Genomic DNA, 16,589 nt, shown 5'->3' on the forward strand with positions numbered 1-16,589 from the left:
GGCCGCACGCGCGTGCTGGGGGCGCTGGGCGCCTGACGAGGGCCTGGGGCCGGCGGGCGGGTCCGGAGCGGCGTGATGGGAGCGTCGTACCGGGCCCGCCCGTGCCTCAGGTCGCCTCGGAGTCGAACGGGGGGACCTCGCCCGGGCGCAGGACGCGGTCGCGCTTGACGTCCGGCGCCGGGGGAGGAGGCGCCGAGAACATCACGTCACGCACGGCCGCCCGAGGATCGAGGTCGCGCAGGTTCACGTCCTTGAACTCGTCGCCGAGCTCGCGGCTCAGCTCGGACTTCGCGTTGTCCGCCATCTGGCGCACCATCCGCACGAACTGGGCGGCCTGACGGGCGAGACCCGGGAGTCGATCGGGACCGAAGAGGAGCATCGCGACGATGAGGATCGCCCCGATCTCCATCCAGCCCAGTCCCACGGGCGCGATCCTACAGTCGGCCGGCGGGAGCGAGCCCGAGCTGCATGCCCGCGAGTCCGCGCGAGCGGCCGCTGAGGGAGTCGGCGACCTGCTGGAGGATCTTGGCGCTCTCGGCGTCGGGATCGGTAATCACGATGGGGGCACCGGAATCACCGCCCTCGCGCATCCGCTCCTCGAGCGGGATCTGACCCAGGACGTTGATCTCGTAGCCGAGACGGGCGCTCAGGGCGGAGGCCACCTGCGCGGCGCCGCCCGATCCGAAGACCTCCATGCGGTCGCCGTTGGGCAGCTGGAGCCACGACATGTTCTCGACGACGCCGACGACGCGCTGGTGCATCATCGAGGCCATCGTGCCGGCGCGCTCGGCGACCTGGGCGGCGGCCTGCTGCGGGGTCGTCACGACGACGACCTCGGCGTTGGGGAGGTGCTGGCCCAGGCTGATCGCCATGTCACCCGTTCCGGGCGGCAGGTCGAGGAAGAGCGCGTCGAGGTCGCCCCAGTAGACGTCGGCCAGCATCTGGACGAGCGCGCGGTCGAGCATCGGGCCGCGCCACGCGACGACCTGGTCCTTGCGGGGCTTGAGCATGCCGATGCTCATGACCTTCAGCGTCGTGCCGGCGATCTCGGTGGGCACGGGCATGATCATGTCCTCGACCTGGGTCGGGCGCTGGTCGCCGACGCCGAGCATGTCGGGGATCGAGTGGCCGTAGATGTCGGCGTCCACGATGCCGACCTTGAGACCACGCTTGGCCATGGCGACGGCCAGGTTCACGGTGACGGACGACTTGCCGACACCGCCCTTGCCGGAGGCGATCGCGTAGATCTTGGTCAGCGAGCCGGCCTGGGCGAACGGGATCTCGCGCTCGGCGCGGCCGCCGCGCAACTGCTCCTGCATGGCCTTGCGCTGCTCGTCGGTCATGACGCCCATGTCGACGCGCACGGTGTGCGCGGGGGCGACCTTGGCGACGGCGTTGGTGATGTCGCGGTTGAGGGTGTCCTTGAGGGGACAGCCGGCCACGGTCAGCAGGAGGCGCACGACGATCTCGGTCTCGCCGATCTCGACACCGTCGACCATGCCCAGCTCGGTGATCGGTCGCTTGATCTCGGGGTCGTTGACGGTCGCGAGCGCCTCGGTGATCTGTTCCTGCGTGACATCAGCCATGTCGTGAAGTCTACGGGGCCATAGCGAGCGCCCCGGCGCCGCGTCAACCCCCGGACGGTGGGCGGGTGACCCGTGTCTCAGTCCTGCTGGTCGGACTCGTCGGCCTTCTCGAGGTCGGCCAGGAATCCGCGCAGCTCGCTGCGCAGGAAGTCGCGGGTCGCCACCTCGCCCAGGCCGATGCGCAGGCTGGCGACCTCGCGGGTCAGGAACTCCATGTCGGCGTGCGAGCGGCTGGCGGCGTCGCGGTCCTGCTCGGCCGCGATCCGGTCCCGTGCCTCCTGGCGATTCTGCGCCAACAGGATGAGGGGAGCCGCGTACGAGGCCTGCAGCGACAGGATCAGCGTCAGGAAGATGAAGGGGTAGGCGTCCCAGCGGGGACGGTCGGGTCCCCACGGCACGTTCCACGCGAGCCAGACCAGGATGAAGACCGTCATCCAGGTGATGAACCGTGCGGTGCCCAGGAACCGTGCCGCGGACTCGGCGAACCGGCCGAAGCGCTCGGGGTCGGCCTCGCGGCGCGCGGCGAGGTTGCGGCGCAGCCCTCGGCGACGGGGGTCGCTGGGCTGGTCGAGGCGTTCGCGGTCAGCCATTCTCTCGCCACCCCTGCGGCAACAGGTGGTCCAGCACGTCGTCGATCGTCACGACGCCCAGCAGGTGCTGGTTCTCGTCGACGACGGGCAGGGCCACGAGGTCGTAGGCGGCCAGCTGCCCGGCGACCTCGGCGAGCGAAGCCTCCGGACGGGGCCAGTCGATGTCGTTGTCGACGACCTGGCTGACGAGGGTCGACGGCGGCTCGCGCAACAGCGCCTGGAAGTGCGCGGCGCCCAGGAAACGGCCTGTCGGCGTCTCGAGCGGCGGCCGGCACACGTAGACCATCGAGGCGAGGGCAGAGCTCAGCTCGGGCTCGCGGATCATCGCCAGGGCGTCGGCGATCGTGGCGTCGGGCGCGACGACGACCGGCTCCGTGGTCATCATGCCGCCGGCGGTGCGCTCCTCGTAGGACAGGAGGCGCCGGACGTCCTCCGCGTCCTCCGGCTGCATGAGCGCGAGCAGCTCCTCGGCCGTCTGCACGGGGAGCCCGCCGAGCAGGTCGGCGGCGTCGTCGGGGTCCATCTCGCCCAGCACGTCGGCGCCGCGGCCGGGATCGAGGATCCCGAGCACCTCGGCCTGGAGCGCCTCGGGCATCTCCTCGAGCACGTCGGCGAGACGCTCGTCGCCGAACTCACGCACGATCTCCATCCGCCGCTTGGGCGGGAGGTCGCGCAGGGCGTTGGCGATGTCGGCGGGCCGCATCTCGTCCATCGTCGCCAGCAGGTGCGTCGCGCCCTGGGCGGCCGACTCGTTGGCGAGGCCACGGACCTCGTCCCACTCCAGCACGTGGCTGGTGCCGCGACGGCCGAAGCGCTTGTGCGGCTCGGCGACGGCGACCGTGGAGACGTACCAGTCGCGGCGGGGGTCCTGCTCGATCGCGAGATCGTAGACGGCAGCCGGCGTCCCGTCGGCCAGCGTCACCTGGCGGTCGAACAGCTCGTGCACGGCGAGCGTCTCGGTGGCGCGCTGCTGGAACCGTCGCAGGTTCAGCACGCCCGTCGTGATGACCTGCCCGGAGTCGAGCGACGTCACGCGCGTCATCGGCAGGAACACGCGGCGTCGGCCGAGCACCTCGACGACGAGCCCCAGGACGCGTGGCCGCTGCGCCGCGGTGCGCACGGCCACCACGATGTCGCGCAGCTTGCCGACCTGGTCGCCCACCGGATCGAACACGGCTTGACCGACGAGGCGGGACACGAAGATCCGGGTCGGCTGGCTGGTCACGGTGTCGAGGCTACCGGGGGCAGTGCGTCCGTGGCGGATGGCTGGCGGGAGGCGGTGACGACCCGGCGCCTCCCCAGCCGTTCGGGCGAAGGGGAAGCGGGGCACACTGGCGCAGTGAACGTGGTCCTGGCGCTGGTGGCCGTCCTCGGGGTGTCGCTGTCCGGTCCGCTGATGGCGGCGACGGCGGCGCCCGTGCTGGCGATCGCGTTCTGGCGCAACGCCATGGCCACGGGACTGCTGGCGCCCTTCGCGCTCACGCGGCATCGCGCCGCGATCACCGGCCAGACGCGGAACGGCTGGGGCCTGAGCATCGTCGCGGGCGCCGCGCTGGCCGCTCACTTCGCGTGCTGGGTCGCCTCGCTCAAGCTGACATCCGTGGCCGTGGCCACCGCGCTGGTCTCGATGCAGGTGCTCTTCGTGATCGCGATCGACGCGTTGCGTGGTCGGCGTGCGACGGCCTCCGTCGTGGGCGGCTCGCTCCTCGCGCTGGCGGGCGTCGCCGCGATCTCGGGCGTCGACCTGTCGCTGTCGCGCGACGCGATCATCGGAGACGGACTCGCGCTGGCCGGCGGCCTGTTCGCCGCCATCTACGTCGTGACGGGCGCGCGGGTCCGCGAGACGCTGTCGACCACCGCCTACACGTTCACCTGCTACGGCATCTGCTCGGCGATCCTGCTCGTCGCGTGCCTGGCGACGGGTGTGCCGTTGTCCGGCTGGTCGGCGCGGGCCTGGGTCCTGATCGTCGCCGTCATGGTGTGCGCGCAGCTGCTGGGCCACTCCGTCATCAACCACCTGCTCGCCGTCATGTCGCCGGTGGTCGTGTCGCTCCTGCTGCTGCTCGAGGTGCCCGGCGCCGCGCTCGTCGCCGCGGCGTTCCTGGACGAGTCCCTGCAGTGGGCCACCTATGCGGGGATCGTCCTGATCCTCGCCGGTCTGGCGGTGGTCACCGCGGCCAACGGGCGCGCGCGGCGGGTCGAGCCGCTCGTCGCGGACTGACGGGTCCCCGGCGGTGCGGGGCGATACAGCGCGGTAGGCTCGCCCCGATTCCCACCGATTTCGAGGAGCGCCACCCATGGGACGACTCGCCACGACCGAGGGCTTGACCGACATCCAGTCCGAGATCCTCAAGACGATCCGTGAATTCGTCAACGAGCGGATCATCCCGGTCGCGCAGGAGCTCGAGCACGCCGACGAGTACCCGACCGAGATCATCGAGGGGCTCAAGGAGCTCGGCGTCTTCGGCCTCACGATCCCCGAGGAGTTCGGTGGCCTGGGCGAGTCCCTGCTGACCTACGCGCTCGTGGTCGAGGAGATCGCGCGCGGCTGGATGAGCGTCTCGGGCGTCATCAACACGCACTTCATCGTCGCCTACATGCTGATGCAGCACGGCACCGACGAGCAGAAGGCCAAGTACCTGCCGAAGATGGCCACCGGCGAGGTCCGCGGCGCCTTCAGCATGTCCGAGCCGGGCCTGGGCTCGGACGTCTCCGCCGTGTCGACGAAGGCGACCAAGCAGGACGACGGCTCGTACTCGATCACCGGCCAGAAGATGTGGCTGACGAACGGCGGCACCTCCACGCTCGTCGCGGTCCTGTGCAAGACCGACGAGGGCGCCGACAGCGTCTACAAGAACATGACGACCTTCCTGGTCGAGAAGGAGCCGGGCTTCGGCGAGACCGCCCAGGGGATCACGGTCCCGGGCAAGATCGACAAGATGGGCTACAAGGGCGTCGAGACGACCGAGCTCATCCTCGAGGGCCACCAGATCGCCGCGGACCAGATCCTCGGCGGGACGCCCGGCAAGGGCTTCTTCCAGATGATGGACGGCGTCGAGGTGGGCCGCGTGAACGTCGCCGCCCGTGCGTGCGGCCTGCAGATCCGCGCCTTCGAGCTGGCCATCGCCTACGCCCAGCAGCGCAAGACCTTCGGCAAGATGATCGCCGAGCACCAGGCCGTCCTGTTCCGCCTCGCCGAGATGGGCACCAAGGTCGAGGTCAGCCACAACATGATGGTGCGCGCCGCGCGCCTCAAGGACTCGGGCGAGCGGATGGACGTCGAGGCCGGCATGGCCAAGATGGTCGCGTCCGAGTACGCCAACGAGGTCGTTGAGGCGTCGTTCCGCATCCATGGCGGCTACGGATACTCCAAGGAGTACGAGATCGAGCGCATCTATCGCGAGACGGCGTTCATGCTGATCGGCGAGGGCACGTCGGACATCCAGAAGATGATCATCGGCCGCAACCTGCTCAAGGACTACAAGGCCTGAGGCCTGAAACGACACGACCCCGCCGGCATCGCGCCGGCGGGGTCGTGTCGTTCCCCGGGTCTACGCTGGCGCCATGGCCCAGATCTTCTCGTTGGAGTACCCGCAGTCGCTCGGCGTCCACGACGACTACGAGACGGCCCAGAAGGCCGTCGACCACCTGTCCGACCACGGCTTCCCCGTGGAGTCGGTCCTGATCGTCGGCACCGACCTCAAGCAGCTCGAGCGCGTCACGGGCCGGCTGACCTGGGGGCGGGTCCTGCTCAGTGGTGTCCTCGGCGGTGCCTGGTTCGGCCTGCTGATCGGGTTGCTGCTCGGGATCTTCGCGGCCGAGGGCGAGTGGCTCAACGCGGTGCTCACCGGCGTGCTGCTCGGTGTCGTGTGGGGCGCGATCATCGCCGCCGTGGGATACGCGACCACGCGCGGGCGCCGCGACTTCTCGAGCGTCAAGACGATTCTGCCGAGCAAATACGAGCTGCTCGTCGAGCACAAGCACCTGGCCCGTGGGCAGGAGCTGCTGGCCTCGATGCCGGGCGGCACCACCTCGTTCTGACGCGCAGCGCTGGCGGTACCTTGGTGGGCATGTCGCTCGCCAAGGACGTCGCCCTGAAGGTGCCCGCCATCCGCCGTCTCATCGACGACCGCGACGGGCTGCAGCGGCAGCTGAAGTCGCTCAAGCGCCAGAACGCGGACCTGCAGCAGCAGAAGCTCGATCTCGACCGCGAGCTGCGCGTGGCCCGCGACGATCGCGAGTTCGAGTACGTCTTCATCGTCACCTACGGGCGCACCGGCTCGACCCTGCTCCAGGGCCTGCTGAACTCGATCCCCGGCTACCTGATCCGCGGCGAGAACGCCGGCACCCTCGAGAGCCTGCACGACAACTGGCGCAAGGTCGAGGAACGCCTGGGCAACGTGAAGGGCGGCGACCCGACGAACCCGTGGTTCGGCATGGACTCGTACTCGCCCGAGGAGGCCGCGGCCTCGTACCGGCGCCACATGCAGCAGGTCTTCCTCAAGCCCGGGCCCGACACCCGGGTCACCGGTTTCAAGGAGATCCGCTGGTGGCGCCGCGACCTCGTCGAGACGCTCGAGTTCACCCGCACGGTCTTCCCCGGCGCACGCTTCGTGCTGAACACCCGCAACGCCGAGGACGTCATCCAGAGCAAGTGGTGGGCGAAGAAGGACCCGGCCGCCGCGCTGGCCCAGGTCGCCGACTACGACGCGCGCCTCGAGCGCGCCCACCAGGAGCTGGGCAGCGACGTGACCTACCGCGTGCACTACGACGACTACGTCGCGGACCACGGCGTCCTCGAGGGCCTGTTCGAGTGGCTCGGCGAGTCGTTCGACCGCCAGCGCGTCGACGAGGTCATGGGCACGCGCCACTCCGTCGGCTGACGGGACGGATGCGTCCTGTGATTGCACAGTGACGACAGCGACCTACAGTTGAAGATCTGCGGCCATCGGGGGCCCGGAGAATCCTGGAGGTCGTCCATGCGCGCTCGTCTCGCCACCGTCGTCACCGCGATCGCCGTGGCCGTCGGTTTCCTGACCGCTCCCTCGTTCACGAGCGGAGCCGCAGCGGTTCCGTCGCGGTGCGCCGCTCACGCCGACGTCGTCCGCGAGACCTCGCCGGGCGGCGCCTTCCAGGGCCGGACGCCGGTGCTCGCGGCCTCGTACAACATCGCGGGCTACAACAGCGCGAAGACGATGCCGCGCTGGGAGTCGCGAGCGGACCGGGTCGTCTCGATGATCATGCGCTGTTCGCCCGATGTGATCGGCCTGCAGGAGGCGTCGGAGGCGTGGATGCAACGGCGGCCTGCCGGGTCGCGCAACTACGCGCAGTACGAGCACGTCGTCGACCTGATGAACGCGCAGGTCCAGGGTTCCCCGTACCGGGTGACGAACACGTACCGGAAGGTGTGCCCGACCACCGGGCCGAACCCCGCCGTGTGGAACGGCACGTGGCAGGGTCGGCAGGCGCCGTGGCGCGCGTGCCGGACCTCGCCGAGGTCGAGCTCGTCGGACAACCGCACGGTGTACGACTCGCGCACGTTGGTGGTCGAGCGGCAGGGATCACGGCTGCTCGCCAGGGCCACCGCGACCCGCCGCACCCTGGACTGGACGATCTTCCGCATCCGGGCGACGGGCCAGCGCTTCGTCTTCGCCAACACGCACCTCGAGGCCCGCTACCGCGGCCGTGCGGTCGGCAGCAAGGCGTCCAACGCGTTCCGCCGCAAGCAGGTGAGGCAGATGACGGCGTTGCTGCGTCAGCTGAGGTCGTACCGCGGCGCCACGCTGCCCGTCGTCGCCGTGGGTGACATGAACACGACTGGACGCATGCGGATGCGAACGCCCGTCGACGACCTGACCCGAGCCGGGCTCGTGGACGTGCTGGGCACGGACCGGCGCGTGTACCGCTCCAAGCGCGCGAAGTGGCGTGGCTCCTGCCGGTCGCGCGGGGTGACGTCGTCGCTCGTGGCGACGGCGTACTCGCGGGTGCCGCTGCACCTCAAGCGCCGCATCCACGCGTACTACAACACCTCGAACAGCATCGCCGGCCGCAAGCCCGGGACGGGTCCCAACCAGTGCATGTACCGACCGGGCACGAAGAGGTCCAGGGGCGCCACCGCCCGCGCGCACTACCGGTACCAAGGGATCCGCATCGACTACGTCCTCGCCTCCGCGAGCATCCGCGCCCGGGGCTGGGAGACCGTGGTCGACGCGAACCTGCGCCGGGCGCGGTACCGCTCGATGCCCCCGTCGGACCACAACATGGTCGCCGCGACGCTCGCGTTCTGACGATCCGCCATGATGGTCCCGCACCATCCGCGATCGTGAGGACGACATGAGCAAGACGAACCCGGGCAACTTCTTCGAGGACTTCACCCTCGGGCAGGTCATCGAGCACGCCACGCCGCGCACCGTCACCGACGGTGACCGCGCGTTGTACGGGGCGCTCTACCCGACTCGCTTCGCCGTCCCGTCGTCCGCCGCCTTCGCCGCGTCCGTCGGCCTGGACCCGGCGCCCGTCGAGGAGCTGATCGCCTTCCACATCGCCTTCGGCAAGACCGTGCCGGACGTGTCGCTCAACGCCGTGGCCAACCTCGGCTATGCGGAGTGCCGCTTCCACCGCCCGATCGTGGCCGGGGACACGCTCAGCACGCGCTCCGAGGTCATCGGCCTCAAGCAGAACTCCAACGGCAGGACCGGTGTCGTCTACGTCCGGTCCACCGCGACGGACCAGCACGGCGAGGTCGCGCTCGAGTGGGCCCGCTGGGTGATGGTGCACAAGCGCGACCAGGACGCTCCCGCCCCCGAGCCCGTCGTGCCCGAGCTGGCGAAGGCGCTCTCGGTCGATGACCTCGTGATCCCCGCGGGCCTGGACTTCAGCGACTACGACTTCGCCGCCGCGGGCGAGACGCACCGCTTCGACGACTACGAGGTGGGCGAGAGGATCGACCACGTCGACGGCGTCACGCTCAGCGAGTCCGAGCACATGATGGCCACGCGCCTGTGGCAGAACACGGCCAAGGTGCACTTCAACGTCGAGGCCCGCCCGGACGGCCAGCGGCTCATCTACGGCGGCCACGTGATCTCGATGGCGCGCGCGCTGTCCTTCAACGGCCTCGCGAACGCCCAGCTGGTCTCGGCGATCAACGCGGGGTCGCACACCGCGCCTGCCTTCGCCGGAGACACGGTCTACGCGTGGAGCGAGGTGCTCGACAAGGCCGAGACCTCCGCGCCGGGTGTCGGAGCGCTGCGCCTGCGGCTCGTCGCCACGAAGGGCCGGGACGAGTCGATGACGCTGCGCACCGAGGACCAGAAGTACGCCCCGGGCGTCCTGCTGGACCTCGACTACTGGGCACTCGTGCCACGCTGAGGCCATGAACCAGTCGGCGGACGAGACCGAACTGTGGCTCGTGCGCCACGGTGAGACCGAGTGGAGCCGGTCGTGGCGGCACACGTCGGTGACCGACCTCGAGCTGACGGACGTCGGCCGCGAGCAGGCGCAGTCCCTGCGCCCCCTGCTGTCGGGGGTCGGCTTCGACCGGGTGTGGAGCAGCCCGCGTCGTCGCGCCCTCGACACCGCCGAGCTCGCGGGCTTCACGCCCGAGGTCGACGAGGACCTCGTGGAGTGGGACTACGGCGACTACGAGGGCATCACGACCGTCGAGATCCGCGAGACCGTGCCGGGCTGGACCGTCTGGTCGCATCCGACCCCGGGCGGCGAGACGTCCGCGCAGGTGGGGGAGCGGCTCGACCGCGTCGTCGAGCGCGTCCGGTCCCACGGCGGTCGGACGCTGGTGTTCGCGCACGGGCACTCGCTGCGGGTGCTCGCGGCGCGTTGGCTCGGACTCGACGTGGCGGACGGACGGGTGTTCCTGCTCGACACCGGGACGTACTCGGTCCTCGGCGACGACCGTGGTCAGCCGGTGGTCAGCCAGTGGAACGTCCACGACAGGGCCGCACGCACGAGGGCATAGGCTTCCGTTCGTGCGCATCGACCTCCACACCCATTCCACCCGGTCCGACGGCACCGAGACCCCGTCCGAGCTGGTCAACAGCGCGAAGGGCGTAGGGCTCGACGTCGTCGCGCTGACCGATCACGACGCCACCGAGGGCTGGGACGAGGCGCAGCAGGCCGCGGACGAGGTCGGCATCCGGCTCATCCGCGGCATCGAGATCTCGACCCAGTTCGGCGGCTCCAGCGTCCACCTGCTGGGGTACGAGTTCGACCCGACGCACCAGCCGTTGGTCGAGGAGCTGAGGCGCGTGTTGGGCGGCCGGACGCAGCGGCTGCCCCGACTGCTGGACAAGCTGGCCGAGCACGGCATGCCGCTGACCGAGCAGGAGGTCCTGGCCGTCGCGGGCGACGCGGCCGCCTGGGGCCGTCCGCACGTGGCCGACGCGATGATCGCCAAGGGGTACATCAAGGACCGCGACGAGGCGTTCCGTGACTGGCTCGTCCCGGGCAAGCCGGCGTACGTCGGGCGGTACTCGGCGGACCTGTTCGAGGCGGTTCGCCTCGTGTGCGCGGCGGGCGGGCGACCGGTCATCGCCCACGCCTGGGCGCGCGACAGCCGCACGGGCATCACGGCAGAGGTCCTGACCGAGCTGGCCGCGATCGGGCTCGCGGGGATCGAGGTCGACCACCCCGACCACGACGCCGATGACCGCGCCGCGCTCGCCGCGATTGCCGACGACCTGGACCTGGCGAAGACGGGCTCGAGCGACTATCACGGCACCGGCAAGGGGCCGGCGTTCCACCTCGGCGCGAACACGACCCACCCGGACGAGCTGGAGCGGCTCCTCGGCTGATCGTCCCCGCGGTGACTTTCCGCGCTGGCTTGCCATGATGGAAAGTCAGGAGTTAGACTTTCCGCAACGGAAAGTCAATCGGGAGGCTGTCATGGACGAGCGGGACGAGGCGCGCGAAGCGCTCGAGCAGATCGCGGCCACGCGCCGCACCACGGCGCACCGGGTCGCCAGCCCGAAGGGCTACTACGCGGTCGCGGGCGTGGGAATGGGCATGGTCACCTTGGGTCTCGGCCTGGACGGCTGGGTCCGCTGGGCGCTCTACGCGGCCGGGCTCGTGACCGTCCTCGGTGCGATGCAGTGGTACAGCAAGCACACGGGCGTGGTCACGTGGGCGACCCTGCGCGAGCCCGGTGCCTGGCGTGCGTGGCTCATGATCGCGGTCTCGATCGCGGGACTCGCCGTGGCCCTCTTCGGTGCGGTGCCGGCCGCGATCGCCGCCGTCGTGACGGCCCTGTCCTGGGCGGTGCTGGGTCCGGCCTGGGACGCCGACTGGGTGCGCAGCATCGAGGACCAGCCGTGACTACGGGGGACTTCGACCCGTTGATCCACGCGCCGCACCGGCTGCAGATCTGCGCGATCCTCGACACGGTCGACAAGGCCGGCTTCGCCCTGTTGCGAGACCAGCTCGGCGTGAGCGAATCCGTGCTGAGCAAACAGGTCAAGGCCCTGGAGGATGCCGGCTACGTCTCGGTGTCGAAGGGCACCCGCGAGGGGAGGGTGCGGACCTGGGCGTCCTTCACGAAAGCGGGACGCGCGGCCTACCGCGGCCACGTGGCGGCACTCCGCGCCATCGTCGGCTGACGGGATCGGTGCTAATGTCGTTCTTGAGCAGTCGCTCATAAACGAGGTAGTGCCATGATTCGCAGCGATGTGAGCGCGTCCACGGCATGGCGAGTCGGCGTGCCGCCCGCAGGTTGGCCATCCTCGCGAGCCGGTACTGAGGAGCGCGACATGGCACGGTTCCAAGTGGTGCTGGCCGGCGTTCTCGCGTCGGCGGCGACCGGGTTGATCTGCTCGGCCGGCGTCCTGCTGCTGGGGTGGGTGCAGTGGTTCCTCGCCTCGACCGACTCGGACCTCGCCCTGGACGAGGCCGGTACTTTCGTGCTCCTGGTGTGCCTCGTCGGTGCCCTCGGTGTCGCGGTGGGCGTGCTGCTCGGCGTGGCCCCGACCATGGTCGTCGTCACGGTCTGGGATCGCGTGCAGCGCAGTCGGGGGACGAGAGGGGCCATCGGGATCTCGGCTGCGGCCGCCGCCATCGTGGTGCTCGTCGAGGTCGCTGCCGTCGCGTGTTGGTTCGAGCACGTCTCGCCGCGCGAGGCTGCGGCCTGGTCCCTGGCGTGCGCGGGGCTCGCGGCCGTCACGAGCTTCCTCTCGCTGCACGCCGCATGGCGCAGCGCACGCAGGAGGCGCGCCGACGTCACGCTGGGATACTGAGTTCGTGCCGCCGAAGTCCGCCGAGGAGTCCAAGCGTCGCCTGCTGGAGGCCGCCGTCGACGTGCTGCAGACCGACGGCATCGTCGCCATGTCGGCCAGGACCGTGTCGCAGCGCGCCGGGGTCGCGCAGGGTCTCGTGTTCTACCACTACGGCTCCGTCGCCGAACTCGTCGCCGCCGCGTGCGTGTCGGCGACGCAGGGCCGCGTCGACCGGCACCGCGAGCGGTTCGAGGCGGCGACCACCTTCACGGACCTGGTCGACCTCGCTCGCGAGGTCCAGCTGGCCGAGCGTGAGGCAGGCACGGTCTCGATCCTGGGCCAGGCGCTCGTCGCGGCCCAGACCGACGAGACGGTGGCACAGGCCAGCCGCCAGGCGCTGGACATGTGGCGTACGCCCATCCTCGAGGCGTCCCATCGACTGCTGCGGGCCGGATCGCCGTTCGCCGGCGTCATCGACGCCGAGACCTTCACCGAGCTGCTGATGGCCGCGTTCGTGGGGTTCGAGCTGACCGACCCGGTCCGCCCGGACGGCCTCGCAGACCGCTCGTTCGAGGCGCTGGGCACCGTCGCGGCCGTTCTCGACGGGCTCGGCCCGATGGGGCGCCGCGCGCTGGCGGCCACCTTGAAGCGGCACCGGACCCCGTAGGCCGCGCCGCGCCGGTTCAGTGGGCCAGCAGGAACGCCCGCCAGTCGTCGACCAGCTCCTCGGGCGCCTCGACGCCGGGGGAGTGGGCCGCGGAGGGCAGGATCACGATCTCGGTACCCAACCGCCGTGCCATCTCGGCCTGGACGTCGTGCGGCCAGGCGTCGTCGTTCTCACCGCGTGCGACCCAGCACGGCACCCCGGTGGCGGCGACCTCGTCGACCCGATCGGGGGCGTCGATCAGATGCTGAGTCATCGCCTTGAGGGACGCCGGGGCGTTCGCGGTGAAGCGCTTCGCCAGGAACGCGGTGATCTGCGCCGGCCGCTTGATGCCCTGCTCGCGCAGCTCGTGGATCTGCAGCAGCGGGACCTTGCCGATCGCGCTGACGATGCGCTGCAGCGGACGGGCGGGTGAGTCGCCCAGGGCGCCCGGGCCCGTGCACAGCAGACTCAGCGAGCGCACCCGCTCGGGATGGTCGACCGTGAGCGACTGCGAAACCAGCCCACCGAAGGAGTGCCCCAGCAGGTGGAAGCGCTCGTCCGCGAGGATCACATCGGCCAGGGCCAGGGCATCTTCTGCGAGCGCCGGCAGGGAGTAGTCGTCCGTGGCGTCCCCGGGAGACTCGTACTGGCCGCGCTGGTCGAACGTCACCACGTCGTACCCGAGCGAGGCCAGCAGGGGCAGGACGGGCGTGAAGTCCTCCTTGCTGCCGGTCCACCCCGGGATGAGCAGGACCGACCCGAGGCGCTCGCCGACCGCCTCGGCGCGATGGACCGCGTGGGTCGTGCGCTTCGTCTCGACGGTGTCGACGATGACGCCCGCGGGGATCTCGAGGGTCCGGGGGACGCTCATTCAGCGACCTCGCTTCGCGATGTTCGCCACGAGGGCCGCCGGAGCATGGCGCGAGATCGCCGTCAGCACCTTGTAGCGCAGCGAGGGGACCGAGATCGCCTTGCCGCGCTCGAGGTCCTTGAGGGACGCCTTGGCGACGTTGTCGGCCTTGAGCCACATCCACCGGGGGACGTCGGCGATGTTGGCCTGCATGCGCTGGTGGAACTCCGTGCGGGTGAATCCGGGGCACAGCGCCTGCACAGTGATGCCGACGTCGGAGTACTGCAGGTTCGCCCATTGCGAGAGGTTCACGAGCCAGGCCTTGTGCGCCGAGTAGGACCCGCGTGGGGTGAAGGCCGCGACGCTGGCGACGTTGATGATCCCGCCCTGGCCGCGGCCCGACATGGCCTTGATGGCGGCGTCCATCAGGTGCATGGGGGCGCGCACGAGCAGGTCGAGCTGGCGGTCCTCGTCGGCGATGTCGGTGGCGCCGAACCAGCCGGCGGACGACGCCCCGGCGTTGTTGACCAGCAGGTCGATGGGACGTCCCGCCTCGGTGAGGCGGTCCGAGACCTTGCGGATGCCGTCGATCGTGGCGAGGTCGGCGGTGATCACCTCGACGTCGACGCCGTGCTTCGCCCGCAGCTCGGCGGCCACCTGCTCGAGGCGGTCGGTGGTGCGCGCGACGATGACGAGGTGCGTGCCACGGCGTGCCAGCTCGCGCGCGAACGCGTTGCCGATGCCGGCGGTGGCTCCGGTGATCAGGGCCGTGCGGGTCATGGGGCCAGCATGCCAGTCGCCGCTCACCCGGCCACATCGGTGCCCCAGTGTGACGGGAGCGGCGCGCGGACGAGCCCCCGAACACCCGTGCCGATGGCACAATGACGGGCGTGACCACCACCCTCGCGCTCGCCAACCAGAAGGGTGGCGTCGCCAAGACCACCAGCGTCGCGTCGATCGGCGCCGCACTGGCCGAGGCGGGCCAGCGGGTGCTGCTGGTCGACCTCGACCCGCAGGGCAGCCTCACGTTCTCGCTGGGCGTCGACCCTGAGGAGCTCGAGGTCACCGTCGCCGAGGTGCTGCTGGGCAAGGTCGATGCGGTCGACGCGATCGGCACCACCGACGAGGGGGTCGACCTGCTGCCCGCGAACGTCTCGCTGGCGGAGGCCGAGGAGAACCTGGTCACCCGGACGGGCCGCGAGCAGCGGCTGCGGGTGGCCCTGGCGAAGGTGGCCGACGACTACGACTGGATCCTGCTCGACTGCCCGCCGGCACTCGGCGTGCTCACCGTCGGTGCCCTGTCGGCGGCCGATCAGGTGCTGATCCCGCTGCAGGCCGAGACCCTGTCGCACCGTGGCGTCGGCCAGCTGCTCGACACGATCCACGACGTCAGGAGCTTCATCAATCCCGGCCTGCAGGTCCGCGGGGTGCTGGCGACCGCATACGACGGCCGCACGGCCCACGCGCGCAACGTGCTGGCGGCGATCGAGGAGACCTACGAGCTCGAGGTCCTCGACCCGCCGATCCCCAAGACGATCCGGTTCGCGGAGGCGCCGGCGATCGGCCGCTCGATCCTGAGCACGGCGCGCACGCACAAGGGTGCCGAGGCGTATCGCGCGATCGCACGGCTGCTGATCGAGGGCCGATGAGCGAGCCGCTGGACCCCCATGAGGGCGAGCGCGCCACGCGCACGCCCCGCGAAGTCGGTCATCGCCGACGTCAGGCGCCTACCGTGGAGAGCATGGCTTCCCCGCCCCCTGCTGTTGCCGCACCCACACGTGTCCGGCGCGGACGCGTCGTGGCCTTGGGTGGCGCTCTCGTCCTGACGGTCATGATCGCGGCCACGTCGATCATGCTTCCCGAGCGCGAGGCCGCGGCCTCGACCCGTGCGCAGCCCGGATCCGTGGTCACGGCCGCGGTGCTGCCGTCGGTGACCGCGGCCACCACGCCCACCTCGGCCGCCACGGCGGCGGCGACCACGGCGGCACGGAAGATGGTCGTGGCACCCGAGGCCGATCCGCCTCCGCCGGCGCGCTCCGGCTCGGGGCGTCGGATCGTCTTCGACCAGTCGGACCAGCGCGTGTGGCTCGTCGAGGCCGACGGGACGGTCGACCGCACCTACCTCGTCTCGGGCAGCCGTCACGACAACCTGCAGCCGGGCACGTACGCCGTGCAGTCGCGTCAGCGGAAGGCCGTCAGCTTCGACTACACCGGCACGATGGAGTACTTCGTGCGGTTCACGACCGGGCGGAACGCGCCGATCGGCTTCCACTCGATCCCGGTCTACAACAACGGCGAGCCCGAGCAGACCGTCGAGCAGCTGGGCACGGCACTCTCGGCAGGCTGCGTGCGCCAGAGGAAGTCCGACGCCAAGTACCTGTGGGACTGGGCTCCCGACGGCACGCCCGTCGTCGTCACCGCTTGAGAGAAGTTTCCCCGGTTAAGTAGGTTTCCTGTCACTTCACGAGGGTTGCAACCCTCGTGAAGTGACAGCGTTCCTACTTAACCGGGGAAACCGTCACGCACAGAAAGCGTCAGGACGCGGAGGCGGGAGCCGAGTCGCTTGACTGGCCGCCACCGGAGGGCCGGCGGCGTCGGCGTCGGCGTCGCGCCTGGCCCTCGCCCGCGGGCTTCTCCTCGCCCGGGGCGGTCACGCCACCCTCGACCGGAGTGGAGCCGGCTTCGGCGGGCGTCGTG

The 16,589-nt window shown here is 70.7% G+C and carries 20 protein-coding genes; 14 read left to right on the plus strand and 6 right to left on the minus strand.

The features are described 5' to 3' along the window. Positions 1-106: 106 nt before the first annotated feature. The 4 genes from RT323_RS12625 to RT323_RS12640 form a co-directional block, all read right to left on the minus strand. Positions 107-424 (minus strand): sec-independent translocase, encoded by a 318-nt coding sequence (locus tag RT323_RS12625; RefSeq protein ID WP_313408984.1) that lies wholly within the window; start codon positions 422-424, stop codon positions 107-109. Between the two features lie 10 nt (positions 425-434). Further along, positions 435-1,586, minus strand: a complete 1,152-nt coding sequence (locus RT323_RS12630; RefSeq protein ID WP_313408987.1) for a P-loop NTPase — start codon at positions 1,584-1,586, stop codon at positions 435-437. A gap of 77 nt (positions 1,587-1,663) precedes the next feature. Beyond that, positions 1,664-2,176, minus strand: a complete 513-nt coding sequence (locus tag RT323_RS12635; protein ID WP_313408990.1) for a DUF1003 domain-containing protein — start codon at positions 2,174-2,176, stop codon at positions 1,664-1,666. Continuing rightward, on the minus strand, positions 2,169-3,401 hold the full coding sequence (locus tag RT323_RS12640; RefSeq protein WP_313408992.1) for a magnesium transporter MgtE N-terminal domain-containing protein: 1,233 nt from the start codon (positions 3,399-3,401) through the stop codon (positions 2,169-2,171). Before RT323_RS12640 ends, RT323_RS12635 begins: the two co-directional genes overlap by 8 nt. Positions 3,402-3,515: 114 nt before the next feature. Here RT323_RS12640 and RT323_RS12645 point away from each other — a divergent pair, with 114 nt between their 5' ends. The 12 genes from RT323_RS12645 to RT323_RS12700 all read left to right on the plus strand — a co-directional run bounded on the left by RT323_RS12645 (position 3,516) and on the right by RT323_RS12700 (position 13,063). Beyond that, the gene (locus tag RT323_RS12645) at positions 3,516-4,397 is read left to right on the plus strand and encodes a DMT family transporter (RefSeq protein ID WP_313408993.1); all 882 of its coding nucleotides are present in this window, start codon (positions 3,516-3,518) and stop codon (positions 4,395-4,397) included. A gap of 76 nt (positions 4,398-4,473) precedes the next feature. Next, a complete protein-coding gene (locus RT323_RS12650) occupies positions 4,474-5,667 on the plus strand; it encodes an acyl-CoA dehydrogenase family protein (RefSeq protein WP_313408996.1) in 1,194 nt (397 codons plus the stop codon). A gap of 73 nt (positions 5,668-5,740) precedes the next feature. After that, complete coding sequence (locus RT323_RS12655; RefSeq protein WP_313408998.1) at positions 5,741-6,217, plus strand: general stress protein; 477 nt, start codon at positions 5,741-5,743, stop codon at positions 6,215-6,217. Between the two features lie 29 nt (positions 6,218-6,246). Beyond that, the gene (locus tag RT323_RS12660) at positions 6,247-7,059 is read left to right on the plus strand and encodes a sulfotransferase (RefSeq protein ID WP_313409001.1); all 813 of its coding nucleotides are present in this window, start codon (positions 6,247-6,249) and stop codon (positions 7,057-7,059) included. A gap of 96 nt (positions 7,060-7,155) precedes the next feature. Further along, the gene (locus RT323_RS12665) at positions 7,156-8,463 is read left to right on the plus strand and encodes an endonuclease/exonuclease/phosphatase family protein (protein WP_313409004.1); all 1,308 of its coding nucleotides are present in this window, start codon (positions 7,156-7,158) and stop codon (positions 8,461-8,463) included. Positions 8,464-8,509: 46 nt separating this feature from the next. Next, a complete protein-coding gene (locus tag RT323_RS12670; protein WP_313409005.1) occupies positions 8,510-9,544 on the plus strand; it encodes a MaoC family dehydratase in 1,035 nt (344 codons plus the stop codon). A 4-nt stretch (positions 9,545-9,548) separates the two neighbouring features. Beyond that, positions 9,549-10,148, plus strand: coding sequence for a histidine phosphatase family protein (locus RT323_RS12675; RefSeq protein WP_313409008.1), 600 nt, complete (start codon positions 9,549-9,551; stop codon positions 10,146-10,148). 10 nt (positions 10,149-10,158) lie between these two features. Then, positions 10,159-10,983, plus strand: a complete 825-nt coding sequence (locus RT323_RS12680) for a PHP domain-containing protein (protein WP_313409011.1) — start codon at positions 10,159-10,161, stop codon at positions 10,981-10,983. A 91-nt stretch (positions 10,984-11,074) separates the two neighbouring features. Beyond that, positions 11,075-11,503, plus strand: coding sequence for a hypothetical protein (locus RT323_RS12685; RefSeq protein ID WP_313409014.1), 429 nt, complete (start codon positions 11,075-11,077; stop codon positions 11,501-11,503). After that, the gene (locus RT323_RS12690; protein ID WP_313409016.1) at positions 11,500-11,784 is read left to right on the plus strand and encodes a transcriptional regulator; all 285 of its coding nucleotides are present in this window, start codon (positions 11,500-11,502) and stop codon (positions 11,782-11,784) included. Before RT323_RS12685 ends, RT323_RS12690 begins: the two co-directional genes overlap by 4 nt. Before the next feature lie 150 nt (positions 11,785-11,934). Beyond that, positions 11,935-12,417, plus strand: coding sequence for a hypothetical protein (locus RT323_RS12695; RefSeq protein ID WP_313409019.1), 483 nt, complete (start codon positions 11,935-11,937; stop codon positions 12,415-12,417). Between the two features lie 4 nt (positions 12,418-12,421). Then, positions 12,422-13,063, plus strand: a complete 642-nt coding sequence (locus RT323_RS12700) for a TetR/AcrR family transcriptional regulator (protein ID WP_313409021.1) — start codon at positions 12,422-12,424, stop codon at positions 13,061-13,063. 16 nt (positions 13,064-13,079) lie between these two features. Here RT323_RS12700 and RT323_RS12705 read toward each other — a convergent pair whose 3' ends face one another. After that, positions 13,080-13,913, minus strand: coding sequence for an alpha/beta hydrolase (locus RT323_RS12705; RefSeq protein ID WP_313409024.1), 834 nt, complete (start codon positions 13,911-13,913; stop codon positions 13,080-13,082). Then, complete coding sequence (locus tag RT323_RS12710; protein WP_313409027.1) at positions 13,914-14,672, minus strand: SDR family oxidoreductase; 759 nt, start codon at positions 14,670-14,672, stop codon at positions 13,914-13,916. Positions 14,673-14,773: 101 nt separating this feature from the next. Here RT323_RS12710 and RT323_RS12715 point away from each other — a divergent pair, with 101 nt between their 5' ends. Both RT323_RS12715 and RT323_RS12720 read left to right on the plus strand, forming a co-directional pair. Then, the gene (locus RT323_RS12715) at positions 14,774-15,541 is read left to right on the plus strand and encodes a ParA family protein (protein ID WP_313409030.1); all 768 of its coding nucleotides are present in this window, start codon (positions 14,774-14,776) and stop codon (positions 15,539-15,541) included. Between the two features lie 92 nt (positions 15,542-15,633). Next, on the plus strand, positions 15,634-16,317 hold the full coding sequence (locus tag RT323_RS12720) for a L,D-transpeptidase (RefSeq protein ID WP_313409032.1): 684 nt from the start codon (positions 15,634-15,636) through the stop codon (positions 16,315-16,317). Positions 16,318-16,589 lie beyond the last annotated feature (272 nt).

The sequence above is a fragment of the Aeromicrobium sp. genome, assembly GCF_032084975.1.
In the GTDB taxonomy this organism is placed as follows: Bacteria; Actinomycetota; Actinomycetes; order Propionibacteriales; family Nocardioidaceae; genus Aeromicrobium.